We start from the raw sequence: 22,481 nt of genomic DNA, 5'->3' as shown, positions 1-22,481 counted from the left end.
TTCTTGCATTCCATTTTTCTGATAATTATAATGATTCTATATTCCGAAAATAAGAATTATGATTCCGATATTTGGAACAAAGGTGGTGAGAAAGATTCAAACGATGAAAAAAAACCTAGAAGAGATTCAAATGAAGCCGTTAGGAGAGTCGGCTTTGACCGTTCAATTTGGAACAGAAATCAGTTCGTTCATTAATAAAAAAGTGAAAGCGCTAGCAACAAAACTTCATTCTGAATCATTCTCTGGATTCATTGAATGTACGCCTGCTTTTGCCAGTGTAACAGTTTTTTTTGACCCATTTATTGTGAAACGGACATACGGAGAAAATGAGAAATCTTCTTTTCAAATTGTCCGTGCCATTCTTGAGCAGATTTTGGAGACACTTGTTGAGGAAGTAGAAAGCACTCCGCGAATTGTGGACATTCCGGTATGCTATGGAGGCGATTTTGGACCGGATCTCGATTTCGTCGCGGCACACAATCAGCTTTCGGCCGATGAAGTGATTCATTTGCATGCATCAGCCCAGTATCCCGTTTACATGATCGGGTTCGCACCAGGCTTTCCTTACCTTGGCGGCCTTTCAGAAAAAATAAATGCCCCACGCCGCCCGTCCCCGCGTACGTCTATTCCGGCTGGAAGTGTTGGAATAGCAGGCAGCCAAACAGGCGTATATCCGATCTCTACACCGGGCGGATGGCAGCTGATCGGACGGACACCGATGGCTCTTTTCCGTCCGGACCGTGATCAGCCAAGTGTACTGTCGGCGGGTGACATCGTGAAATTTGTGCCGATCACCAAGGAAGAATATGACCAGTATCAGGAGAGATGGCAATGAGTGTACAAATCATCCGCCCGGGACTCTTGGCGACAATTCAAGATTTAGGGCGATATGGATTCCAACAATACGGAGTCGTGGTTGGCGGCGCAATGGATTCGCTTTCGCTTCGTCTCGCAAATGTATTAGTCGGAAATGAAGAGGGAGAAGCAGCCATTGAAGTAACGATGATGGGTACATCTCTTCAGTTTAACGAAGACACATTGATTTCCATTACGGGCGGAAGCTTAAACCCGGTCATCGATGGAAATCCCGTTCCTTTATGGAGACCTGTTTTTGTACAAAAGAATACGGTTCTTTCGTTCACCGGCTGTAAAGCTGGATGCCGCGCGTACGTTGCTGTCGCAGGTGGCTTTTCCATTCCAAATGTGATGAACAGCAAAAGTACGTATATACGCGGGGAAATTGGCGGCTTTAAAGGGCGCGCTCTCCAGGAAGGCGATTTGATTCCGCTGGGAGAGGAAAGCAGCTTTTCTCGTAAAATAAAAAAAGTCCTTCAAAGCAAGCTGAAACAGGGGTCATTTGCGTCAGTTGACTGGTATGTGCCGTTTGAACGTTATATTAATAAAAGTGTGGTCCGTGTCTTAAAAGGAGCCGAATTTGAGAAGTTTTCGGAATCTGCCCAAAAGAAGTTTTTCGAACAGGAATTTCAAATTACCCCGCAGTCGGACCGGATGGGATACCGTCTTTCAGGTGCTTCTCTCGGGCTAAAACAGCCGTTTGAATTATTGTCTGAAGCGGTAGCCAATGGAACGATTCAAGTGCCGAGCGATGGCAACCCAATTGTACTGCTTGCAGACCGTCAGACAACCGGCGGCTACCCGAGAATTGGACAAATTGCAGCGGCCGATTTACCGGTCGTCGCTCAAATGAAGCCGGGAGACCGCGTCCGCTTTCAAGAAATTTCGCTTTATGAAGCAGAACAGCTTTACATGAAACGCGAAAAGGAAATCAAACAAATTCGTACCGCTCTTTTGTTAAAGAAATGGTCATTTGAATGAATGTATAAGGAGACAGCCATGATTAAAATGAGTGACTTTCAGGAAATGGTGAATATTATTGACCGGTCGAGTGTCAATGTCTTCACGTTTGAATATGACGGAATGAAAATGAAGCTTGAAAAACAGCCAGTCTTTCAAGACAAGGTTCAAAAGGAAGAAGTCAATGCAGCAGTGCCTGATCAGCTGCTATCAAATGAACAAACAGATAAAGCAGCGAAGGATGAAGCTGTATCGAAGGATGAAGTCATTACTTCTCCCATGGTGGGCACCTTTTACACACGTGCTAACGAAGGCGAAGAACCGCTTGTTCAAATAGGAGACATTGTCCAAAAAGGACAAGTTGTCTGCATTGTAGAAGCGATGAAGCTGTTTAATGAAGTTCAGGCGGATGTAGATGGTGAAATTGTTGAAGTGCTGGTGGAAGATGGAGACGTAGTGGAGTATGGGCAGCCGCTTTTTAAGCTGAAGAAGCGATCGTAAAAGGAGCATTTACATGTTTAAAAAAGTATTGATTGCAAACAGAGGGGAAATCGCGGTACGTATTATTCGCGCCTGCAAAGAGATGGGCATCCAGACGGTTGCCATTTTTTCCGAAGCAGACCGTGAGTCGCTGCATGTAAAGCTTGCGGACGAAGCGCTTTGTATCGGGAAAACACCTGCTAAAGACAGTTATTTGAATATGCATAATATCATGAGTGCTGCTATGGTGACGCAGGCAGATGCGATTCATCCGGGGTATGGGTTTTTGGCCGAAAATGCAGATTTTGCGGAAATGTGTCGTGCATGCAATGTCGTGTTTATTGGACCTGAACCGGAAGCGATCCGCAAAATGGGTGAAAAAGCGGTAGCGCGCTCAACGATGAAAGAAGCGGGAGTGCCAACGGTGCCAGGAACAGAAGGCATCATCCAAAGTCAGGATGAAGCCTTAAAGGTGGCAAAAGAAATCGGCTATCCGGTTATTGTCAAAGCGACAGCAGGAGGCGGCGGCAAAGGGATGCGCCTGGCGGAAACAGAGAAGGACCTGCAGCAGGCGATTCATCAGGCGCAGTCTGAAGCGGAAAAAGCCTTTGGCAATGCTGCTGTTTACCTTGAAAAATATATCGAGGAACCGCGCCATATTGAAATTCAAGTGCTGGCAGACCGCTTCGGACAGGTGATTCACCTGGGCGAACGAGACTGTTCCATTCAAAGAAGGCACCAAAAGCTGGTAGAAGAAGCACCCTCACCAGCGCTAAGTGAACAGCTTCGCCGCCAAATGGGTGAAGCAGCTGTAAAAGCAGCTCAAGCAGTTCAATATCACAGTGCGGGAACCATTGAATTTTTGCTTGATAAGCATGGCCAGTTTTATTTTATGGAAATGAACACTCGCATTCAGGTCGAACATCCTGTAACGGAACTTGTGACTACAGTAGATATTATTAAAGAACAAATAAAGATTGCAGCCGGCCTGCCGCTTTCGCATAAACAAGAAGATATCCGGATAACGGGCTGGGCTATTGAATGCCGGATCAATGCGGAAAGCCCCGAGCATGACTTTCGGCCGTCTCCGGGGCGCGTAGTGGAATACCTCCCGCCAGGCGGTTTTGGGGTAAGGGTGGACAGTGCCGTTTATACCGGGTATGCTATCCCTCCTTTTTATGATTCAATGGCTGCAAAAGTGATTGTGTGGGGAGAAACAAGGGAAGAAGCGCTGCAAAAAATGAAACGGTCATTAAATGAAATGGTCATCACAGGAATTGAAACGACGATTCCCTTTCACTTGCGGCTGCTTGACCAAGAACTGTTTAAGAAAGGAACATTCACTACACGTTTTTTAGAAGAGGTTAATCTTTTTTCAAGAGAATAAAGGGAGGCATAAAAATGGAAACGTCTTTGGAATGGGTTCGTAAGCAGATTCGGGAAAACAAATGGACAACGCCAACAGCTGGCCTGGCCCCTGGGTACACGCAAGCTAATCTTGTGATTTTGCCGAAAGAACAGGCATATGACTTTTTGCTGTTTTGCCAGCGGAATCCAAAAGCATGCCCGCTTCTTGAAGTAACGGATGCAGGTTCGCCGGTTCCGCGATTAACGGCACCAACGGCTGATTTGCGGTACGACACACCAAAATACCGGATTTACCGTCACGGGGAGCTTGTTGAAGAAGTAACGAGTATTGAAGCTTACTGGCAGGACGATTTTGTTTCCTTTTTAATTGGATGCAGCTTTACATTTGAACATGCCTTGCTTGACAATGGCCTTTCGATCCGCCACATTGATGAACAACGGAATGTACCGATGTATATTACAAATCAGCCATGTGAACCGGCTGGTGTGTTTCATGGGAACCTCGTGGTCAGCATGCGTCCATTTCAATCGAAAGATGTGGTACGTGCGGTGGAAGTAACGTCCCGCTTCCCGTCGGTGCACGGTTCACCTGTACATATCGGCATGCCGGAACAAATGGGCATTGCCCGGCTAGACAAGCCGGATTTTGGCGATGCTGTAACCGTAAAAGAAGGTGAGACGCCTGTTTTCTGGGCATGCGGTGCAACCCCGCAATCTATTGCGATGTCAAGCAAGCCGGCATTGATGATTACCCATGCGCCTGGACATATGTTTATTACTGATCAAAAAGACAGCCAGTACTCCGTTTTATAAATTTGGCTGCGCCTCTGTCCACTGTTTCATATATAATGGAGCAAAACAATAAATGGAGAGGCTATTCCATTTATCGGAACAGGGAGAGAGAAGAAAATGAATAAAACTGTCCTTAAATCAATGGAAATCATTCAATTGTTTTTTACAGAAGAAAAATTAACACTGCTGGAAATGATAGACAAAACAGGGCTGCCGAAAACGTCTGTTTATCGAATGGCAGAGTCATTGCTTGAACTTGGATTTTTGGAGAAAGACGAGGAAGGTGCCTACCGTTTAGGTTTAATTTTTCTGGCGCTCGGTAACCTTGTCGCTGAACGGCTGGATATCCGCTCCATTGCATTACCCTACATGCAAAAACTCCGGAAAGAAACAGGGGAAGCTGTGAATCTTGTGATACGGGACGGAGATGAAGCGGTTTACATTGAGAAGGTTGATACGCAGGAACGTGTCCGCGTTTACACACAAATTGGCCGTCGTGCTCCGCTGTATGGAGGAGCATGCCCTCGTATACTGCTGTCTTTTATGGAGCAGGCCGAACAAGAGTGGTTAATTGAATCATTCCAGATTGTACGGTACGCAAAAGGAACACCGGAAAACAAAGAAGAACTGCGTCAGCTGATTGAGGAAACGCGGAAGAATGGCTGGTCGATCAGCCATTCTGAATTAGAAGATCATTCTTCCGCTATTGCTGCTCCTATTTTTAATCATAAAGGAGATGTAGTAGCCGGGATTAGCCTGGTAGGTCCTGAAGTCCGCTTTCAAGATGAAGCACATGCAAAAGAAATGATTGAAAAGCTGACAGAAGCATCACGGCAGATCTCCGCTGAACTCGGTGCCGTAGATCGCTGATTTTGGAGGTGCATTTTATGAAAATAGATATTAACTGTGATATGGGAGAAAGCTTTGGAGCATACTCCATCGGCCATGATCAGGACATCATGCCATACATTACATCGGCGAATATTGCCTGTGGATTTCATGCGGGTGATCCAGATGTAATGAAAAAAACGGTTCATTTAGCGATAGAGCACGGCGTCAAAATGGGCGCCCATCCAGGCTTTCTAGATTTAGCCGGTTTTGGACGCCGGAACATGGCGCTTTCGCCAGAAGAAGTATACTCACTTGTTGTGTATCAAATCGGCGCCCTTCAGGCGTTCGTGCAAATAGAAGGAGCTGCCCTGCATCATGTGAAGCCGCATGGTGCACTTTATAATATGGCAGCTTCAAATGAAGAGATGGCGTCTGCTATTGCCGCAGCTGTTAAAGATGTGGATACATCTCTTATTCTATACGGTCTGGCGGGAAGCAAGCTGGTTGAAGCCGGCCAAAAAGCAGGACTAAAAACAGCCAGTGAAGTTTTTGCGGACCGTACTTATACCCGGGAAGGGATGCTGACGCCGCGGCGTTTGCCCCATGCATTAATTGAGGATTCGGAAGAAGCGGTATCTCAGGTTATCCGTATGGCGAAAGAAAAGAAAGTACGGGCAGCAGACGGGACAGAGGTCGATATTCAAGCGGACACGGTCTGTATACATGGCGACGGACCTCACGCGCTTTCATTTGCCCGGCTGATCCGGACAAAGCTGCAGGAAGAAGGGATTGACGTGCGTTCAATCGCCAGGGAGGAATAAACATGTCAAAACAAAAACAGCTTCAACAGCAGGAAAAATCAAATTGGAGTATATTATTAGGCGCTGCCTTTTTAATGGCAACTTCCGCCATTGGACCTGGCTTTTTAACGCAGACAACGGTTTTTACCGAGCAGCTCGCCGCAAGCTTCGGTTTCGTTATTCTTGTTTCTATTTTGCTCGATATCGGGGCACAGACAAATATTTGGCGTATTTTAGTTGTCTCAGAAAAAAGAGCGCAGGAAATTGCAAACATGGTACTGCCTGGGCTCGGTTATGTTTTAGCCGCACTTATTGTACTTGGCGGCATTGCATTTAACATTGGAAATATTGGCGGTGCGGGGTTAGGTGCAAATGTCATTTTTGGTGTGTCACCTGTTACAGGTGCCATTATCAGTGCTGTTATCGCCGTTGCGATTTTTCTTGTAAAAGAAGCAGGCGTATTAATGGATAAATTCACCCAGCTAATGGGTTTTGTTATGATTTTACTCGTGCTTTTTGTTGTATTTCAAGCAAACCCACCGGTAGGAGAGGCTGTTGTAAAAACATTTGTACCGGATACAATTGATACATTAGCCATTGTAACGCTTGTGGGCGGTACAGTTGGCGGGTACATTACGTTTGCCGGGGGGCATCGTTTGCTTGATGCGGGTATAAAAGGAGAAGCCGCGGTTCCACAGGTAACAAAAAGTTCCGTTTCTGCGATCGGCATCGCTTCGATTATGCGGATCTTTTTATTTTTGGCCGCACTTGGCGTCGTGGCACAAGGACTCGCGATTGATCCTGAAAATCCGCCGGCTTCTGTGTTCCAGCTGGCCGCTGGCGATATCGGTTATCGCTTGTTCGGTGTTGTGATGTGGTCTGCAGCTATTACATCGGTGATAGGAGCAGCGTATACATCGGTTTCTTTTATCCGTACATTCCACCCTGCTATTGAAAAAAATCACAAAGCGATTATTGTTTTATTTATTATTGTATCTACGATCATTTTTGCCACAATTGGAAGGCCGGTTAAAATGCTGATTCTTGCGGGAGCATTAAATGGACTCATTTTACCGATCGCTCTTGGCGTAATGCTGATCGCAGCGTATAGAAAAAATATTGTCGGATCATACCGCCATCCGATTTGGATGACAATCGCGGGGGCTATTGTCGTTATACTTATGGCTTTTATGGGCGGCTACACATTAATCAACCAGCTCCCAACATTATTTGAATAAAACATCCCAAAAAGTCAGCCGGCCAAGGCTGACTTTTTGCTGTTTCATCGTTATACTGAAATGAATGATTGCATGGATGAAAGAAGGTGAAGAAGTGGAAACAGACTGGCTGGAAACAGCAGCATTTTCCCGCGTCTTTGCGGATATTTTATCAATAGCCAACGATTTAATCGGAGATGAAACGTTTTATATCAGCTTGATTGAAAGGGATCGCCTGAAGGTATTACAGACCCTTTCTAGAAGTGATATTTTGGTTCAAGAAGGAGAAACTGTCCGCCTGCAGGATACGTATTGCCAAATACCTTATGCAAGCAGGCAGCCGATGCTGATTGGAAATGCTAAGGAAGACGAGCGTACAAAGCGTAATGATTTTACGTACTCACTGAATATCGGTTCGTACGCAGGGGTACCTATCTCTTTGGGAGACGGCAGCACATTCGGTACCCTTTGCTCAATGAATACATGCTTAAACCGATACGATAGTAAAACAGTTCAAATTCTGAAGAAGCTTGCTTCCTTCCTGTCTTACGCGATTGATACCGAGCGGCTGCTTATCCAGGACGGATTAACAGGATTGTATAATCGTGTTTACTGGAAGCGTGCCATGGCGTCTGATTGGATTGAAAAAGGGACACATGCTCTTTTAATGATCGATCTGGATAAATTTAAACAAGTGAATGACCGGTTTGGACACGAAGCCGGAGACCATGTTTTAATGGAGGTTGCTTCAGTTATCAAGCAAATTATTCCTGAGGATGCATACGGCTTTCGATTTGGCGGTGATGAATTTGGTGTGCTCTTTTTGAACCGGTCAGCAGAGGAAGCAGCCCTGTTCGCTCGGGAAATAATCAATGAAAGCAAGCGGAATCAAGAATTCCGTACATATGGCGTTCTTTTATCGGCTGGGATCGCTGACACAAAACGAGTACCAGTTCAGTTTTTAATGAAAGAAGCAGATGGACTGTTGTATCAATCGAAGCGAAGCGGTGGCTGCCGTGTATCTATCTGAGAAAGCACCTGAAAAAGGATACTTCTCAGTGTGTGAGCAAAGTCTTTCGCTTTTAAAAAAAGAGCCGACCAGTGAAGCCGGCCGGACTTCGCGTTCCTCGGGCAGTGCGGAAGTTCCCTCGGCTGCAACTGCGGGATCTCCCGGCTCACTGTACTTCCAGCAGGAGTCTTCGTCCGACAGGCTTCGCTAAGTGCTGTGGAAGACAAGTAAGCAGAGACCGAATAGACATTTTCTCTTTTTTAAACAGAAAGATACGACCTTATTCGTTCTATATAATCTTGTCGCAAGCCACTTGGCGGCGTCCAGGTCAGCGCAGACTCCTATGGGACGAGCGGGCAGCTGAGACCGGTAGAGCCGTCAGGCGAAGTCGGGCTCGGTGCCTGCTCCATGGAAAGCGGAGCTACCTGGACGCCGCCGATCCCTCCCATTCATATGCACGGTCATCCATATAATTTGTCTATGCACTGAAGCACCTAAAAAAGGGTGCTTTTTTTGTTCTGCTGTATGCTTCGCTTAACTGGCAGAAAAGAAAGCTAAGCAGGGAGGTATGGGTTTATTCGTTCTGTTTTCATTGCTGCTTACCCAAAAGGGCTGATGAACCAAAAAAATACCAGTTTTCGCGAAAATAAAAAACGGGAATGAATAGGGGAAACGAAAGCAGAGGGAGGGAGAAAAAATGACAGCAAAAGAAAGCATGCGATCAAAAGTACATGAAGCCAAACCGTGGATTCGGAGATTCGGGCGGATCGGTCATATGGCAAAAGGCAGTGTTTATGCACTGGTTGGTATCTTTGCCCTGATGGCAGCAGCAGGCGCCGGCGGAGGAACGACCGATACAAGCGGCGCTCTAGCAACTGTAGCTGACGAACCATTTGGCCAGATACTGCTCTGGCTTATTGGCATTGGTCTGATTGGATACGTGATATGGGAACTCATCAAGTCGATAAAAGATGTCCAGCACGAAGGCACTAGAGCTAAAGGAATGGCAAAACGGATTGGTTACATGGTTAGTGCTGTTATTTATGGAAGCCTGGCTCTCACTGCGATCCGGCTTGCTATCCATGCCGGCGGAGGAGGGAACTCGGAAAAGACGATTTCCGCAAAGCTTCTGGCTCAGCCGTTTGGTCAGTGGGTCGTCGGCTGTATTGGACTTATCATTATTGTATATGGATGTATAGAATTATACCGGGGCCTTAAAGGGAAATTTATGAAGTATTTTAAAACACATGAAATGAATGAAAAAGAAATAGGCCTTGCCCGAAGAGCAGGAAAAGCCGGACTCCTTGCACGGGGAATAGTCCTTGCGATGACCGGTTTTTTCTTTATTAAAACGGCTGTCACTGCTGACCCCAATGAAACAAAAGGCATTGACGGCGCGTTAGCAGAGCTTGCTTCGCAGCCGTACGGACAGTTTTTGCTCGGTCTTGCTGCAGCAGGGCTACTATTATATGGCATATACGAAATGATTCGCGGCCGTTACCAGCGCATGAATTTCGGCAGAGAATAAAGCATCCGAAAATCGGGTGCTTTTTCTTTGAGAAAGAATCTCATTGTGCTACATTTGAACTAAAATACTCGGAGGTGCACGATGCTTTTTATTGATAATAAAGGAATTACCGACCCGCGCATTAATTTGGCGATTGAAGAATATGCCGTTAAACACCTGGATATTGAAGAGTCTTATCTGCTTTTTTACATTAACGAACCTTCTATCATTATCGGTAAAAACCAGAATACGATTGAAGAAATAAATGTAGATTATGTCGAAGAAAACGGTATTCACATTGTCCGCCGTCTGTCCGGCGGCGGAGCAGTTTACCACGACCTCGGCAATTTAAATTTCAGCTTTATTACAAAAGACGATGGGGACAGCTTTCATAATTTTCGCAAGTTTACCGAGCCGGTTGTAGCAGCATTGAATAAACTCGGCTTGAATGCGGAAATGAGCGGGCGCAATGATTTAACAGCTAACGGGTTTAAGATTTCAGGGAACGCCCAGTTTGCTACAAAAGGACGTATGTTTACACATGGTACGCTCCTATTTGATACGAATATGAATGATGTCGTGGCTGCCCTTAAGGTGCGTAAAGACAAAATCGAATCTAAAGGCATTAAATCGATTCGCAGCCGTGTGGCGAACATATCTGACTTGATCGAGGAAAAAATGTCTATTACCCAATTTAAGCAATTTATTTTAACGCAAATTTTTAACGGTGAAGAGCAAGTAAAGGAATACGTGCTGACAGAAGAAGACTGGAAAGTCATTCACCAGATTTCAGCTGAACGCTACGGAAACTGGGATTGGAACTATGGTAAATCACCGGCGTTTAATATCGAACGCTCTCACCGCTTTCCGGTTGGTCTTATTGATATACGCCTTCATGTAAAAGGAGGAAACATTCAAACAGCCCGTGTTTTTGGCGACTTTTTTGGCGCGGGGGATGTAGCGGAAGTGGAGGAAGCGCTCCTTGGAACAAAGTATGAAAAGGGTGCTATTCGTCAGGCACTTGAGCCTCTGGATATGAAGCATTACTTCGGAAATGTTACGATTGATGACCTTGTGGACTTAATTTATTGATTTGAAAACAGCGCCCGGCAAAAAGCCGGGCGCTGTTTGTGCTGTTAATGAGAAAAATAAGAGGCCAGGCCGTCTCGAATTCCGGCTGCTGCCTGCTGCTGGTACGCAGCTGAAACGATTGATGATTCTTCAGCCGGATTTGTTAAATAACCGAGCTCAAGCAAAGCGGCCGGCCGCTGGTTTTCGCGAAGAACAAAATAGTCACCATGCTGTGTTCCACGGTTTGCATTCGGAAGCGTTCCGTTTAGCCCTTCGCTCAAAGAACGGGCAAGCTTTTGATGAGTCCTGTGGTAATAATAAGACGTAAAGCCGGCTGCCTGCTGGCTCTGTGCCCCATCAAAATGGAGGCTGATAAATGCATCTGCCCCGTGTTGACGCGCGTCCGCTGTCCGGGATGGAAGCGGCACATATTGATCACCGGTCCGGGTTAACACCACTTTTGCTCCGCTAGCGGTTAATGCATCACGCAGCTTCCAGGCTGTTTGAAGTGTCACATTTTTTTCGATGGTGCCGTGTAAACCAGACGTTCCGCCGTCCACTCCCCCGTGTCCGGGATCCAGCACAATCACTTTGCCCTGTAAAGAAGAAGCAGAGGAATGGTTTTCCGGGCTTTGACCAGACACGACCCAGCCGGCTACATAAGCTTCATTCCCGCTTGCCAGGCGGATGCGAATCCAATCTCCACTTCGGCCTGTAACTGGATAACGCTCTCCAACAGATCCCTGCACGATGACAGACGAGGAAGTAGAAGGACCGCTCCGCAAATTGGTTCCTTCTGTTTGAATGCGGACAAATTCCCCCGAGGAAGCCGTTTTTTGGGCTGTTCCTCTGACGTATTGTCCGCTAACCCAGGCTTTTTGGTTTCTAAAGGAGATCTGTACCCAGCCATTTTGGAATGAAAGAATAGAGACACGGTCTCCTGTATGTACCTGTCCAAGAACAGAAGCCGATAGAGAAGGACTTTCTCTTATATTCACACGATCTCCTGTGATGGAGCCTGTTTGGGACTGAGCCAAAGCAGGCTGTCCGGCCAGCCCGGTAAGGCCGAGTAAAAAAAGAAGTAAAATACCAAGTCTTACTTTTTCCATAATACACCGCCTATTCGTTCATTTCGCTTCCATCGTAACATTTGGCAGAAAGCGTCACATCCGCAAAAATAATGATTCATTTTGTAAGAAAATTGGTCTGAATAAAAGAAAAATTTTCCTGTTAAGGCAGGATATTTTGGAAGGTTTTCTTGAAAAAAGAAAGAAAAAGCACAACCTTTGCCTAGTTTGAATAAATATGTCGAATTTTTTTGTTTGTTCTCTTTAAAAAGTGGTACGGATAATAAGTAAAGAACTTTTAATGAATAAATCAATAAGGGGGCTAAAGCATGGCGATTAACGAAAACAGCAAAAATAAACAGCTTGATGGATTCCGTGTAAAGGATCAGGGAGAAAAATTAACAACGAATCAGGGACTTCGTGTGTCAGAAGATGAACATTCGTTGAAAGCAGGGGACCGTGGGCCTACATTAATGGAGGATTTTCATTTCCGTGAAAAAATGACCCATTTTGACCATGAGCGTATTCCGGAACGAGTTGTTCATGCGCGCGGGTTTGCGGCACATGGGTACTTTCAAGTGTACGAGTCTATGAAAGAATATACAAAAGCCGGCTTCCTGCAGGATCCATCGAAGAAAACACCGGTTTTTGTCCGGTATTCGACTGTGGCGGGCTCCCGTGGTTCAGGAGATACGGTTCGTGACGTGCGCGGCTTCTCAACGAAGTTTTATACGGAGGAAGGAAACTACGACCTTGTCGGTAATAATATCCCGGTCTTTTTTATTCAGGATGCGATCAAGTTTCCAGACCTGATTCATGCCGTCAAGCCAGAGCCTCACAATGAAATGCCTCAGGCAGCGAGTGCCCATGATACCTTCTGGGATTTTATTGCCAACAATCAGGAATCGGCCCATATGATTATGTGGCATTTGTCTGACCGTGCCATCCCGCGCAGCTACCGGATGATGGAAGGATTCGGTGTTCACACATTCCGTTTTGTAAACGAAGAGGGAAAAGCGCGGTTTGTAAAGTTCCACTGGAAGCCGGTTCTCGGTATTAAATCACTTGTATGGGACGAAGCACAGAAAATTGCCGGAAAAGATCCGGATTTCCACCGCCGTGACCTGTGGGAATCTATCGAAATGGGTGATTATCCGGAATTTGAGTTTGGCGTGCAGATGATTGATGAAGAAGACGAGTTTACATTTGATTTTGATGTGCTTGATCCGACGAAAATCTGGCCAGAAGAGGACGTACCGGTAAAAATCATCGGGAAAATGACGCTGAACCGTAACGTCGATAATGTATTCGCTGAAACGGAGCAGGCAGCCTTTCATCCGGGCCATGTAGTCCCGGGAATCGACTTTACCAATGATCCGCTCCTGCAGGGACGGCTTTTCTCTTATACCGATACACAGCTAATCCGCCTTGGCGGGCCAAACTTCCATGAGCTGCCGATTAACCGTCCTGTCTGCCCGTTTTTTAATAACCAGCGTGATGGATACGGGCGCCAGACGATTAACGTCGGACAGGTGAGCTACCATCAAAACTCGTTGGCTCAGAACACGCCGGTACCGGCTAGGGAAGAAGAAGGCGGCTACGCGCATTATCAGGAAAAAGTGGAAGGTCGTAAAGTGGCCCGCCGCAGTGATAGCTTCAAAGACCATTTTTCACAGGCGACTTTGTTCTGGAACAGTATGACAGAAGTGGAAAAGCAACATATTATCGAAGCATTCAGCTTTGAGCTTGGCAAAGTAAAAAGCAAGGATATTCGCCAGCAGGTTGTGAATATGTTTGCGAATGTCAATGCAGGCCTGGCGGCGCAGGTAGCCGATGCCATTGGTGTGCAGGCACCATCTGATGTAGAGGAATCAGCCATTACCAAATCTTCGCCAGCACTAAGCCAGGAAGCAAACCCGGTAAAAGGGGTGGCCACTCGCAAAATTGCGATCTTAGCAGGCGAAGGCTTCTCAGGCAAAACAATGACTGATATTTACAAAGCCTTTGAAAAAGCCGGCACTCGTCCCGAAGTGGTGAGTACAAAGCAGGGAACAATCAAAGGCGACGACGGAGCGGAGCTGGAAGTAGATCATACTTTCCTTACTGCCGACTCGGTTTTATTTGATGCCGTTTACGCGGCAGGCGGATTGAGCGCCGATCCAAAAGCGAAAAAGCAGGCAAAAGCTTTCTTAAAGGAAGCATACGAACACTTTAAAACCGTGGGAGCAACAGACGATGGAGTAGATTTAATCGCGGATTTGCCTGGTGATCCGGGCGTAGTAGCAGAAGCATCGCCATCTGAGGGTTATGCAGACACCTTCCTCGCTGCTCTTGCTGAACACCGCCACTGGAACCGCTCTGTATAAAGAAAGAAATAAAAACTGCCGAATGTGCTGTCGGCAGTTTTTTTATCGTTTTAAAGCTGAATAAAAGCCTTGTTTATTGCTAATAAAGCAGACTTTGTCGTTCAAAGTTTTTTAAAAACGATTAATTCATACAGTTCCAGAAACCTGTGCTGCCTTAAATGATTCCTCGTATTTTGCGGCTCGATCAAGCCAAAAAAGGCTATGAATTGTTTGATACAAAAACGGATGACTGCATAAAAGTCGTGTTAAAACCGTAAAAAGAAGCGGCTTATAGGGCCGCTTCTTTTTTGTATCCATCCACAACAAGATCGAGCTTGCCAGTTGCCGGGTCGATCACCAGTCCGTGAACCGGGATGGTATCTACCATTAATGGATGTGTTTTAACCATTTTCACACTGTGTGCTACACTTTCTTCGACGCTGCTGAAACCGCTCAGCCATTTATCTACTTCAATTCCAGAGTTGCGAAGTGTATCCACTACTTCCTGCTGGATGCCCCGTTCCTTCATTGCATCAATAATGACCTCGCTTGAGAGAGAACCCATACCGCAATCATGATGCCCTACGATCAATACTTCGTCCGCTTGAAGCTGATACACAGCAACCAGCAGGCTTCGCATAATCGATCCGAACGGATGATTGACGATCGCGCCGGCGTTACGAACGATTTTTACATCTCCATTTTTAAAATTCATTGCTTCGGTTACAAGTTCAACAAGGCGTGTATCCATGCACGTTAAAATGACGACGCGCTTATCCGGGAACTTTGTTGTCTCAAATTTTTCATATTCTTTGTTTTCTACAAATGTTTCGTTAAACGCCAAAATGTCTTTTAATAATGTCACTGTATTCTCTCCTTTCAATCCTCACTCTTTATTGTGAAGTATTTCATAATTTTTTGTCAAATTATTTTTAAAGCATTAGTAATACTTTCTCTTAATCCTCCGATTGGAACAAAACGCACAACGCGGAATCGTTCCCTGCTTTTTAAAAAGAAAAGAACAGCTGGCACAGAAAAAACAGTAAGCTGGCCGGCAATATCTGGGGCGATTCCTGTATTTGCGTAAACCATTTTGACGTATGGAAACTCCTGCATAAGCGCTTTGACCTGCGGAAGCAAAGCATGACAAACAGAGCAGCCGGGGCTTGAAACATAAAGCAGCACGGCTTCGCTGGATAAAAGAATATCTGAAAATTCCGTGTATGAGGTTACATGCTGCATTTGTACCACTCCTTTTTCTCATTGTAAACTGTCTCTGTTATAATAAAAAAGAATATGATTTATAAGGAGGCTCCGGCATGGCTGGACGAAAAGAAGAAGAACTAAAAGATATTACATTGCTTGGCAACCAGGGAACAAAATATGTTTTCGATTACGATCCGTCTGTTTTAGAGACGTTTGATAATAAGCATCAAAACCGTGATTATTTTGTAAAGTTCAACTGCCCGGAATTTACATCGCTATGCCCGATGACGGGTCAGCCGGATTTTGCGACCATTTACATCAGCTACATTCCCGATGTGAAAATGGTTGAAAGTAAATCTTTGAAGCTGTATTTGTTCAGCTTCCGTAATCATGGCGATTTTCATGAGGACTGCATGAACATTATCATGAATGACCTGATTGAACTGATGGATCCACGCTACATTGAAGTATGGGGCAAATTCACGCCTCGTGGCGGGATTTCCATTGACCCGTACACAAACTACGGGAAGCCTGGCACGAAATACGAGAAAATAGCGGAGTACCGCATGATGAACCATGACCTATATCCAGAAACGGTGGATAACCGATAAGAGGTGAAAAGAGGACGTGATCACACCAAATGTGACCACGCATTATACGTAAAAAAGAGATGTCTCCATTTGGAGATGTCTTTTTTTTATAAACAAATGCTTTTGTGCATAAGCTTTTACTAAGATACGGGGTGGTTGATACGGTTTCGGTTTTCAAAAAATCTTATATCTTAGAAATTGATAGAATGGCACCACGAACTTGTGCCTTCCGTCGGGATTTAAGTTGACATTTATTATTTTGAACCAATAAATAATATAATAAGAATAAACAAAAATGCTTTTGGAGAGATGGAAAGAGTAGCGGAGTGGTGCCAATATCGAATTTATCCAAACAAAGCACAAGTAAAATCCATGTAGTCATTACGAAGATGAAAATGAACAAAACAAGATTTGTTTATGTTTAATATTTTTTTCACTCAAAGGGCTTATTTTCTTTTTTAAAATACAGGAAAATTTGGAAGCGAGTGAGTGGATTTTATGAAAAATTTATTCAATAAAGATGTGCAGTCACTCGGAATTTCTGGGATCATAAAAATGTCTGAAATTATTAAAACATACGATGATGTCGTGGCATTAACAATAGGCGAACCTGATTTTCAAACGCCCTTTTTAATAAAAGAAGCAGGGAAAGCTGCCATAGACAACAATCGTACGTTTTATGCACCAACGGCGGGGGAACCGGTACTGCGAAAAGCAGTGTCATCATTTATGGAACGGAGATACCATTTATCGTATAACCCCGACAATGAAATTATTGTCACAAATGGGACAACGGAAGCCGTGTTTCTTACGTTGAAGACCCTTTTGTCACCAGGTGATGAAGTGATCCTCGCAACACCTGCTTATCCAGGGTATGAGCCGGTTATAAAGTTGTGCGGCGGTGTACTCGTGCCTATTGATGTTAGCGGTACTCGTTTTAAGTTAACAAAAGAACAACTGGAGCAAGCCATTACTCCTAAAACAAAAGCAATTATTCTAACGTTCCCCTCCAATCCAACAGGCGCCATCCTAACAAAAGATGAGTTAATGGATTTGGCGAAAGTCATCGAAAAACATAATATTTTCGTCATTTCAGATGAATTGTACAGTGAATTGGTTTTTGATCAACCTCATCAATCCATCGCTTCATTTCCTTCTATAAGAGAAAAAGTAATTGTTATTAATGGTGTGTCCAAGTCTCATGCGATGACGGGATGGAGAATCGGATGTACGCTTGCGCCTTCCTATATCACCAATGAACTGTTTAAAGTTCATGAATACCTCAATACAAGTATTTCTTCTATCTCACAGGAAGCCGCCGCCTATGCCCTCAATCACGGAGAAAAAGAAGTGGAACAAATGAAGCTTGAATATCAAAAACGGAGAGATTACTTGTGTAAACGATTAAATACCCTGGGATTCGATACAATTGTGCCTGATGGAACGTTTTATGCGTTTCCAAGTATAACAAGATTTCATCATGATTCGTATGCATTCAGCATGGAGCTGTTGGAGCAAGCGAAAGTAGGTCTTCTGCCCAGTACTGTTTTTACAAAAGGAGGATCGGATCGACTGCGTATCTCCTTTGCTTATTCGATGGAAAAATTGAATGAAGCGATGAATAGAATCGAGCAATACTTAAAAATAAATAAAAAAGGTATTTAACAGGACTCATTGACCCGTACATGAATACAGGAAGCCTGGCACGAAATATGAGAAAATGGCCGAATACCGTATGATGAACCATGATCTGTATCCAGAAACGATGGATAACCGATAAGGAAGAGGTATCAAAAAAACGTTGATAATTATTCCGTTAACGTGATCAAAGGAGTAACCATGAAAACAAAATTATGGTGATATGTAATCACAGTAATCTGTACAGGAAAAAGGTGTCTTTATTAGGCACTTTTTTATTTGATCAATTTGAAGGTAGGATTACCTTTCGGGGTTTTTTTAAGAAGAAAGGTTTACTGGCTGTATCAATGCTCACAGCGGTACTTTCGGTTTTACAAGCTGTTAAAGAGAATAAATGTAAAGAAATAAGGAATGCTTCTTAACAATAGAGAAATTGCCTGCCCCGTTAGTTTAAAGCGATAAGAAAATAGGGTAAAGAAAGGCACTATTACTACAAAAGGCAGGTTACAAACGATGCGTATGTCTTGTATGGGAAGTATACTTATTTCAATTATTTTGTCGATTGTTTTAACGATCGTATTAAACCTGCTTTTCTTTTAAGCTCCTATACCCTGCTGTAACATGAAGATAAATGATTAAACAATTTATGGAAGGAATATAGGGATTCAATAAGGAAAGGCGATGCTCCGGCATTATTCTTTTATTAAGTCTTACGAAAGTTGGTGGACTTTGTTACTGAATGATAAAATAAAGAAATGAAACAAGATGACAATCTTTTCATATTTATGAAATAAGTCAATAAAGAAGGTGGAGCAATGACAATCAGCCAGGCGGTGTTGTTCATTGGGGCGGCCGTTTTGTTAACGTGTGTTCCTGTAGCAGGAAAGTATTTTCGTGTGTTAAACACGCTTTTGCATGAAATTGGGCACGTTTTAGCCAGTTTATTGTTTGGCGGCGGCATTCATCATGTCCGGCTGTTTTGGGACACAAGTGGTGTAGCCTACACCTCTAATGCCAACAGACTCGCTGTGATTGTCACTTCGCTGGCCGGCTATCCTTTTGCATCGGCGATAGCGTGTTTGGTTGCCTGGGCATCCTTGAATGGTTATACCGAATGGTTGTATTACGGACTATTTATGATTTTAGCCATAAGCCTGGTGCTCTGGATACGTAATTGGTTTGGCTTTTTTTGGCTTGTAGCCTTTTTTGCTGGTACTGCAGCAGTGTATATGTACGCTTCCGGCACTATTCAGCAAACCTATATGCATGTGATTACAGGAGTTCTGCTTGTTGAATCTGTTCGTAGCAGCTGGGTTATTTTTTATTTAAGTCTTGTTTCTCCCCAAAAAGCAGGTGACGCCGCCGCCTTAAAACGTACGACCGGTATTTCAAGCCGTTTTTGGGGCCTGCTTTTTTTCGTTCAGGCTTTATACTTTGGCATTTATTTACCCGGCAAGCTGCTTGCCGGGTAGGGAATTCTTATTGTTTTAAAGTAAGTTATGAAAAAAGTGAGGCGACAAAGCGTGTGTTTTATCAATATGAATAAACGCATCGTAGCGCTCAGAAAGACGTGAGGGAACATAATTTCCAAAGCGCTCTCGTCCCGGGTGGTAAACGACGCCGATAGCCCGATGTCCAATGGTTTCTCGAAACAAATCCTGGTTTTCAGGCCCAAACATTATATATTGATTAAAAGCGCCCGCTTGATGAAGCATATCCTCCCAGCTTCCGGGCATTGCTTCCGGAACTGGCATAACTTCCATTTCCTCGCCCCATCTGTCAGCTGCAATCACTGTGCCACGGTGCGTACCGAAGCCGACCGCATATACCTGCTCGGGTCCGTATATTTCACGAGTAAGCTGTCCGACGTTTACCATATTTTCCTCTGCCATATCGGTAGCACGTGCATCTCCAATATGAGTATTGTGCTCCCAGATCACACCTTTTGATCCCGCTCCGTAATAGGCGGAAATAAACCCAAGTGCTTCGACCATATGACGATCGCGGATATTCCACGATTCATTTCCATTTGTCACCATAGCGTGGTAGTACGCCTCTGCATTTCTTGCAACCAGCGCATTGATCTGCATGTTAAGGGATGCTTCCGGATCACGGGTATAGGTTTTCCGGTTTTGCTGAATTGTTTTTAACAAATCCATTACTTCCGCCATACAGCTTTCGCCATAAAAAGCAGCAGAAATGCCGTATTGCTCAGCTTGTCGGTGAAAGGGCTCAAAGCATTCAAATGCTTTTTTCGCTTTTGCCACGTCCGGTGACTGAATGTCTTCCAGATACTGAACAATAGCTTCCATCGACTCCCATAAACTGTATACATCCATTCCATAAAATCCAATTTGTTTTTCATGTGTCCGGTTAAAATTATATAGCCATTCTACTAGATCTATTATTTCGTCGTTTGCCCACATCCAGGACGGCCAGCGTCGGAATGAACGGAGCACTTCTTCTGCGTTCGCATACTCGGGCGCCTGTCCTTTTATATAGCGGTTTACTTCAAAGCAGGCAGGCCAGTCTCCTTCTACCGCAATAAACGAAAAGTTATGTTTTGTGATCAGCTGTTTTGTTAGGTCAGCCCGTGTAGTGTAAAATTCAGATGTTCCATGTGAGGCTTCGCCAAGCAGCACATACTTTGCACTTTTAGCGGCTTGAACGATCGGTGCCAGTTCTTCAGTATGCGTAAAGCGGACAGCATGCTGTTTAATACGGTCTACATACTGTTGGGTTTGAATCATGCTTTCACTCCTCACGTTTTTTTTAGTATGACCGTAACCGGATGTTTCATTGCGATGTTAAACAATTTATTTATAGCCAGATTTTGTTTTTTTTAAAACTTTTTTGCATTCTATGTTTCATAATGAGGGATAACGGCAATACTGATTATAACGATGTGAAAGGAGGTGCAGAAAAGTGAAGGCTCTTGATTCCATTGCACTCATTTTGTTAATTGTTGGCGGTATTAACTGGCTTCTTGTCGGCTTGCTGCAATTTGACTTAGTGGCTTCCATTTTTGGTGGACAGGATGCTCTTCTAGCGAGAATTGTTTATATTCTTGTTGGATTGTCTGCATTGTATTCACTAAAATTCTTGCCACTTATCAACCGCGACAATGCTCGCCACACAACTCACTAAAATTAATGGACTGATTATAAAAAGCTGTTTTAAACGCCAGATCGGTGCGGTGTTTAAAACAGCTTTTTTGCTTAAATATACAAGGGCCTAGCCCGCATCTAAATAAATAAAAAGCAAAAAGATGACAAACATGATACACTAAAAAAAACAAGCATGGAGGAAATAAGGATGGCTGAAAAGAAAATGACGCTTCAAGAAGCAATGATGAAGAAGCTGGAAGAGAAAAAAGCGCAAAATGCGGGCGGCAAAGCAAACGGAAACTTTAACACGTCAACAAAAAAAATGCAAAGTCAGCAAACAAAAAAAGTAAGCAACTCTCGCCGGAAAATGGGTGTGTAATACACATCTTGAAAATAAAAGCATCAGGAAAAAGATTTTGTGGTATACTCAATATACCATTTAACAATCCATGTTGATGTTGACGCAGCCCTCTGTTTATTTCAAACAGAGGGCTTTCCGTTTTCAAATAGAAAAAGCAGACTTTCAGAAGAAAGTCTGCTGCATATAACGAAGTGAAATTACGCTTTTTGTACGTTTGTTGCTTGTGGTCCGCGTTGCCCTGCTTCAACATCAAATGTTACAGCTTGGCCTTCGTCTAAAGATTTGTAGCCATCGCCTTGAATAGCTGAGAAATGAACGAATACGTCATCTCCAGATTCGCGTTCGATGAAACCGAAACCTTTTTCTGCGTTAAACCATTTTACTTTCCCTTGTTCCATGTGTGTTTCCTCCTCGTGTGCTGTGCACACATTGTGTTACTATCCTTGCTCACTACATTCAGATGGAAAGTGTATCACTTAACAGCTTTTTCCGAACAAAAATAATTCTTTTTCATAATAGCAGAAAAACGAAAATAAAGCAATTTCCTTATTGGAACAAAATTATCTAAATAGTCTGTTAATATTTCTGACAAATGCCAAGACAATTTTTGTTATTCCTTATATAGTAAAGGCAGAAAGAAAGAAACAAAACTTTCGAGAAAGGAAGATGGAAATGGACACCGCTGCAATCACAAGCCAACAAGCCGGTGCTGTGACATTGGAAACGGATATCTGTATTGCAGGAGACGGGCCGGCCGGGATGATTATGGGACTTTTTTTAGCAAAGCAGGGTATGAATGTAGTCGTGCTGGAGAGAGGCCCAGATTTCCATCAGCCACAACAAAATGAAACATCTTTTACACAGCTTATGTACGAGCTTCGGCTGTTTGATCATGTCGATCAGCATATCAAGCCGGCGATACAAGAGCTCTACGTTTTTCTGGAAGAAGAGAAAGTACAGCAGCTGCTGATGAAACCTTTATATAAACACAATGGACATATGAATCGAATGGTGCTGATGGCATTGTACCGGCAGGCCGAGTCGTTTTCGAATTTAAAACTGCTCAAGGGTGCTTCAATAAAAGCAGTTTTATTCGATGAAGACATACTTGCCGGCGTATATGCTGAAACAGAAAAACAAAAATATTTTATTCATTCAAAAATTACCATTGGAACAGATGGGGAGCCGCATCAGCAAATCGAAAAATCGGCATTGGCAGATGCAAGCCTTCTTTGGATGACAGAAAGTATGGAATCTGTACCTGAAGCGATGTAAGA

Annotated in this window: 24 protein-coding genes and 1 pseudogene; 20 read left to right on the top strand and 5 right to left on the bottom strand. The window is 44.1% G+C overall.

All coding sequences use genetic code 11. From position 1 onward, the window contains the following. Positions 1-130: 130 nt before the first annotated feature. The 12 genes from pxpB to lplA all read left to right on the top strand — a co-directional run bounded on the left by pxpB (position 131) and on the right by lplA (position 10,911). On the top strand, positions 131-835 hold the full coding sequence (gene pxpB / locus VP97_RS10645; RefSeq protein ID WP_082220328.1) for a 5-oxoprolinase subunit PxpB: 705 nt from the start codon (positions 131-133) through the stop codon (positions 833-835). After that, positions 832-1,836, top strand: a complete 1,005-nt coding sequence (locus VP97_RS10640) for a 5-oxoprolinase subunit C family protein (RefSeq protein ID WP_050181771.1) — start codon at positions 832-834, stop codon at positions 1,834-1,836. The genes pxpB and VP97_RS10640 overlap by 4 nt, the downstream gene beginning before the upstream one ends. Positions 1,837-1,854: 18 nt before the next feature. Next, complete coding sequence (accB, locus tag VP97_RS10635; RefSeq protein ID WP_050181769.1) at positions 1,855-2,316, top strand: acetyl-CoA carboxylase biotin carboxyl carrier protein; 462 nt, start codon at positions 1,855-1,857, stop codon at positions 2,314-2,316. Positions 2,317-2,329: 13 nt separating this feature from the next. Next, on the top strand, positions 2,330-3,682 hold the full coding sequence (accC, locus tag VP97_RS10630; protein WP_050181768.1) for an acetyl-CoA carboxylase biotin carboxylase subunit: 1,353 nt from the start codon (positions 2,330-2,332) through the stop codon (positions 3,680-3,682). A gap of 14 nt (positions 3,683-3,696) precedes the next feature. Next, complete coding sequence (locus VP97_RS10625) at positions 3,697-4,476, top strand: putative hydro-lyase (RefSeq protein ID WP_050181767.1); 780 nt, start codon at positions 3,697-3,699, stop codon at positions 4,474-4,476. A gap of 96 nt (positions 4,477-4,572) precedes the next feature. Beyond that, the gene (locus VP97_RS10620; protein ID WP_050181766.1) at positions 4,573-5,325 is read left to right on the top strand and encodes an IclR family transcriptional regulator; all 753 of its coding nucleotides are present in this window, start codon (positions 4,573-4,575) and stop codon (positions 5,323-5,325) included. A gap of 17 nt (positions 5,326-5,342) precedes the next feature. Beyond that, on the top strand, positions 5,343-6,107 hold the full coding sequence (locus VP97_RS10615; RefSeq protein ID WP_050181765.1) for a LamB/YcsF family protein: 765 nt from the start codon (positions 5,343-5,345) through the stop codon (positions 6,105-6,107). A 2-nt stretch (positions 6,108-6,109) separates the two neighbouring features. After that, the gene (locus VP97_RS10610) at positions 6,110-7,324 is read left to right on the top strand and encodes an NRAMP family divalent metal transporter (protein ID WP_050181764.1); all 1,215 of its coding nucleotides are present in this window, start codon (positions 6,110-6,112) and stop codon (positions 7,322-7,324) included. Positions 7,325-7,400: 76 nt separating this feature from the next. Then, positions 7,401-8,333, top strand: a complete 933-nt coding sequence (locus tag VP97_RS10605; RefSeq protein ID WP_172656759.1) for a sensor domain-containing diguanylate cyclase — start codon at positions 7,401-7,403, stop codon at positions 8,331-8,333. Between the two features lie 28 nt (positions 8,334-8,361). Continuing rightward, positions 8,362-8,523, top strand: coding sequence for a hypothetical protein (locus tag VP97_RS10600; RefSeq protein WP_156153464.1), 162 nt, complete (start codon positions 8,362-8,364; stop codon positions 8,521-8,523). A 486-nt stretch (positions 8,524-9,009) separates the two neighbouring features. After that, positions 9,010-9,840 carry a DUF1206 domain-containing protein gene (locus VP97_RS10595; RefSeq protein WP_050181761.1) on the top strand — a complete coding sequence of 277 codons (831 nt, stop codon included), beginning with the start codon at positions 9,010-9,012 and terminating at the stop codon, positions 9,838-9,840. Positions 9,841-9,921: 81 nt separating this feature from the next. Continuing rightward, the gene (gene lplA, locus VP97_RS10590; protein WP_050181760.1) at positions 9,922-10,911 is read left to right on the top strand and encodes a lipoate--protein ligase; all 990 of its coding nucleotides are present in this window, start codon (positions 9,922-9,924) and stop codon (positions 10,909-10,911) included. 44 nt (positions 10,912-10,955) lie between these two features. Here lplA and VP97_RS10585 read toward each other — a convergent pair whose 3' ends face one another. Continuing rightward, the gene (locus VP97_RS10585) at positions 10,956-11,999 is read right to left on the bottom strand and encodes an N-acetylmuramoyl-L-alanine amidase family protein (RefSeq protein WP_050181759.1); all 1,044 of its coding nucleotides are present in this window, start codon (positions 11,997-11,999) and stop codon (positions 10,956-10,958) included. Positions 12,000-12,286: 287 nt separating this feature from the next. Here VP97_RS10585 and VP97_RS10580 point away from each other — a divergent pair, with 287 nt between their 5' ends. Then, positions 12,287-14,323: a catalase gene (locus VP97_RS10580; RefSeq protein WP_050181758.1), complete on the top strand. Its 2,037-nt coding sequence runs from the start codon at positions 12,287-12,289 to the stop codon at positions 14,321-14,323. Between the two features lie 268 nt (positions 14,324-14,591). Here the strand turns inward: VP97_RS10580 and VP97_RS10575 are convergent, their stop codons facing one another. Together VP97_RS10575 and VP97_RS10570 are read right to left on the bottom strand one after the other, a co-directional pair. Further along, entirely contained in the window at positions 14,592-15,167 is a 576-nt protein-coding gene (locus VP97_RS10575; protein WP_050181757.1) for a beta-class carbonic anhydrase, read from the bottom strand. A gap of 56 nt (positions 15,168-15,223) precedes the next feature. After that, on the bottom strand, positions 15,224-15,544 hold the full coding sequence (locus VP97_RS10570; RefSeq protein ID WP_050181756.1) for a thioredoxin family protein: 321 nt from the start codon (positions 15,542-15,544) through the stop codon (positions 15,224-15,226). Positions 15,545-15,621: 77 nt separating this feature from the next. Between VP97_RS10570 and queF the strand changes: the two genes are divergently transcribed. The 4 genes and pseudogenes from queF to VP97_RS10550 all read left to right on the top strand — a co-directional run bounded on the left by queF (position 15,622) and on the right by VP97_RS10550 (position 19,208). Beyond that, a complete protein-coding gene (queF, locus tag VP97_RS10565; protein WP_050181755.1) occupies positions 15,622-16,119 on the top strand; it encodes a preQ(1) synthase in 498 nt (165 codons plus the stop codon). Positions 16,120-16,596: 477 nt separating this feature from the next. After that, positions 16,597-17,763, top strand: coding sequence for an aminotransferase class I/II-fold pyridoxal phosphate-dependent enzyme (locus tag VP97_RS10560; RefSeq protein WP_050181972.1), 1,167 nt, complete (start codon positions 16,597-16,599; stop codon positions 17,761-17,763). A 13-nt stretch (positions 17,764-17,776) separates the two neighbouring features. Further along, a pseudogene (locus VP97_RS23265) lies at positions 17,777-17,878 on the top strand (preQ(1) synthase); the annotation flags it as partial. Between the two features lie 673 nt (positions 17,879-18,551). Beyond that, positions 18,552-19,208 (top strand): M50 family metallopeptidase, encoded by a 657-nt coding sequence (locus tag VP97_RS10550; RefSeq protein ID WP_050181753.1) that lies wholly within the window; start codon positions 18,552-18,554, stop codon positions 19,206-19,208. Positions 19,209-19,223: 15 nt separating this feature from the next. Here VP97_RS10550 and VP97_RS10545 read toward each other — a convergent pair whose 3' ends face one another. After that, the gene (locus VP97_RS10545; protein ID WP_050181752.1) at positions 19,224-20,486 is read right to left on the bottom strand and encodes an erythromycin esterase family protein; all 1,263 of its coding nucleotides are present in this window, start codon (positions 20,484-20,486) and stop codon (positions 19,224-19,226) included. A gap of 175 nt (positions 20,487-20,661) precedes the next feature. On the opposite strand from VP97_RS10545, the gene VP97_RS10540 reads away from it, so the two are divergent. Together VP97_RS10540 and VP97_RS10535 are read left to right on the top strand one after the other, a co-directional pair. Further along, positions 20,662-20,883: a DUF378 domain-containing protein gene (locus VP97_RS10540; protein WP_050181751.1), complete on the top strand. Its 222-nt coding sequence runs from the start codon at positions 20,662-20,664 to the stop codon at positions 20,881-20,883. A 168-nt stretch (positions 20,884-21,051) separates the two neighbouring features. Further along, positions 21,052-21,222: a hypothetical protein gene (locus VP97_RS10535; RefSeq protein WP_245629872.1), complete on the top strand. Its 171-nt coding sequence runs from the start codon at positions 21,052-21,054 to the stop codon at positions 21,220-21,222. 179 nt (positions 21,223-21,401) lie between these two features. On the opposite strand, the gene VP97_RS10530 is transcribed toward VP97_RS10535, so the two are convergent. After that, on the bottom strand, positions 21,402-21,602 hold the full coding sequence (locus VP97_RS10530; RefSeq protein WP_050181749.1) for a cold-shock protein: 201 nt from the start codon (positions 21,600-21,602) through the stop codon (positions 21,402-21,404). Positions 21,603-21,876: 274 nt separating this feature from the next. Between VP97_RS10530 and VP97_RS10525 the strand changes: the two genes are divergently transcribed. Next, positions 21,877-22,479, top strand: a complete 603-nt coding sequence (locus VP97_RS10525) for an FAD-dependent monooxygenase (RefSeq protein WP_050181748.1) — start codon at positions 21,877-21,879, stop codon at positions 22,477-22,479. Positions 22,480-22,481 lie beyond the last annotated feature (2 nt).

Origin of the sequence: Domibacillus robiginosus (genome assembly GCF_000966195.1) — a bacterium.
Classification (GTDB): domain Bacteria; phylum Bacillota; class Bacilli; order Bacillales; family Domibacillaceae; genus Domibacillus; species Domibacillus robiginosus.
This window is presented reverse-complemented; position numbering and strand designations above follow the sequence as displayed.

Bases quoted from the DNA above. Each gene is read 5' to 3' on its own strand.
- pxpB (WP_082220328.1), top strand. From the start codon at position 131: ATGAAGCCGTTAGGAGAGTCGGCTTTGACCGTTCAATTTGGAACAGAA.
- VP97_RS10640 (WP_050181771.1), top strand. From the start codon at position 832: ATGAGTGTACAAATCATCCGCCCGGGACTCTTGGCGACAATTCAAGAT.
- accB (WP_050181769.1), top strand. From the start codon at position 1,855: ATGATTAAAATGAGTGACTTTCAGGAAATGGTGAATATTATTGACCGG.
- accC (WP_050181768.1), top strand. From the start codon at position 2,330: ATGTTTAAAAAAGTATTGATTGCAAACAGAGGGGAAATCGCGGTACGT.
- VP97_RS10625 (WP_050181767.1), top strand. From the start codon at position 3,697: ATGGAAACGTCTTTGGAATGGGTTCGTAAGCAGATTCGGGAAAACAAA.
- VP97_RS10620 (WP_050181766.1), top strand. From the start codon at position 4,573: ATGAATAAAACTGTCCTTAAATCAATGGAAATCATTCAATTGTTTTTT.
- VP97_RS10615 (WP_050181765.1), top strand. From the start codon at position 5,343: ATGAAAATAGATATTAACTGTGATATGGGAGAAAGCTTTGGAGCATAC.
- VP97_RS10610 (WP_050181764.1), top strand. From the start codon at position 6,110: ATGTCAAAACAAAAACAGCTTCAACAGCAGGAAAAATCAAATTGGAGT.
- VP97_RS10605 (WP_172656759.1), top strand. From the start codon at position 7,401: ATGAAAGAAGGTGAAGAAGTGGAAACAGACTGGCTGGAAACAGCAGCA.
- VP97_RS10595 (WP_050181761.1), top strand. From the start codon at position 9,010: ATGACAGCAAAAGAAAGCATGCGATCAAAAGTACATGAAGCCAAACCG.
- lplA (WP_050181760.1), top strand. From the start codon at position 9,922: ATGCTTTTTATTGATAATAAAGGAATTACCGACCCGCGCATTAATTTG.
- VP97_RS10585 (WP_050181759.1), bottom strand. From the start codon at position 11,999: ATGGAAAAAGTAAGACTTGGTATTTTACTTCTTTTTTTACTCGGCCTT.
- VP97_RS10580 (WP_050181758.1), top strand. From the start codon at position 12,287: ATGGCGATTAACGAAAACAGCAAAAATAAACAGCTTGATGGATTCCGT.
- VP97_RS10570 (WP_050181756.1), bottom strand. From the start codon at position 15,544: ATGCAGCATGTAACCTCATACACGGAATTTTCAGATATTCTTTTATCC.
- queF (WP_050181755.1), top strand. From the start codon at position 15,622: ATGGCTGGACGAAAAGAAGAAGAACTAAAAGATATTACATTGCTTGGC.
- VP97_RS10560 (WP_050181972.1), top strand. From the start codon at position 16,597: ATGAAAAATTTATTCAATAAAGATGTGCAGTCACTCGGAATTTCTGGG.
- VP97_RS10550 (WP_050181753.1), top strand. From the start codon at position 18,552: ATGACAATCAGCCAGGCGGTGTTGTTCATTGGGGCGGCCGTTTTGTTA.
- VP97_RS10545 (WP_050181752.1), bottom strand. From the start codon at position 20,486: ATGATTCAAACCCAACAGTATGTAGACCGTATTAAACAGCATGCTGTC.
- VP97_RS10535 (WP_245629872.1), top strand. From the start codon at position 21,052: ATGGCTGAAAAGAAAATGACGCTTCAAGAAGCAATGATGAAGAAGCTG.
- VP97_RS10530 (WP_050181749.1), bottom strand. From the start codon at position 21,602: ATGGAACAAGGGAAAGTAAAATGGTTTAACGCAGAAAAAGGTTTCGGT.
- VP97_RS10525 (WP_050181748.1), top strand. From the start codon at position 21,877: ATGGACACCGCTGCAATCACAAGCCAACAAGCCGGTGCTGTGACATTG.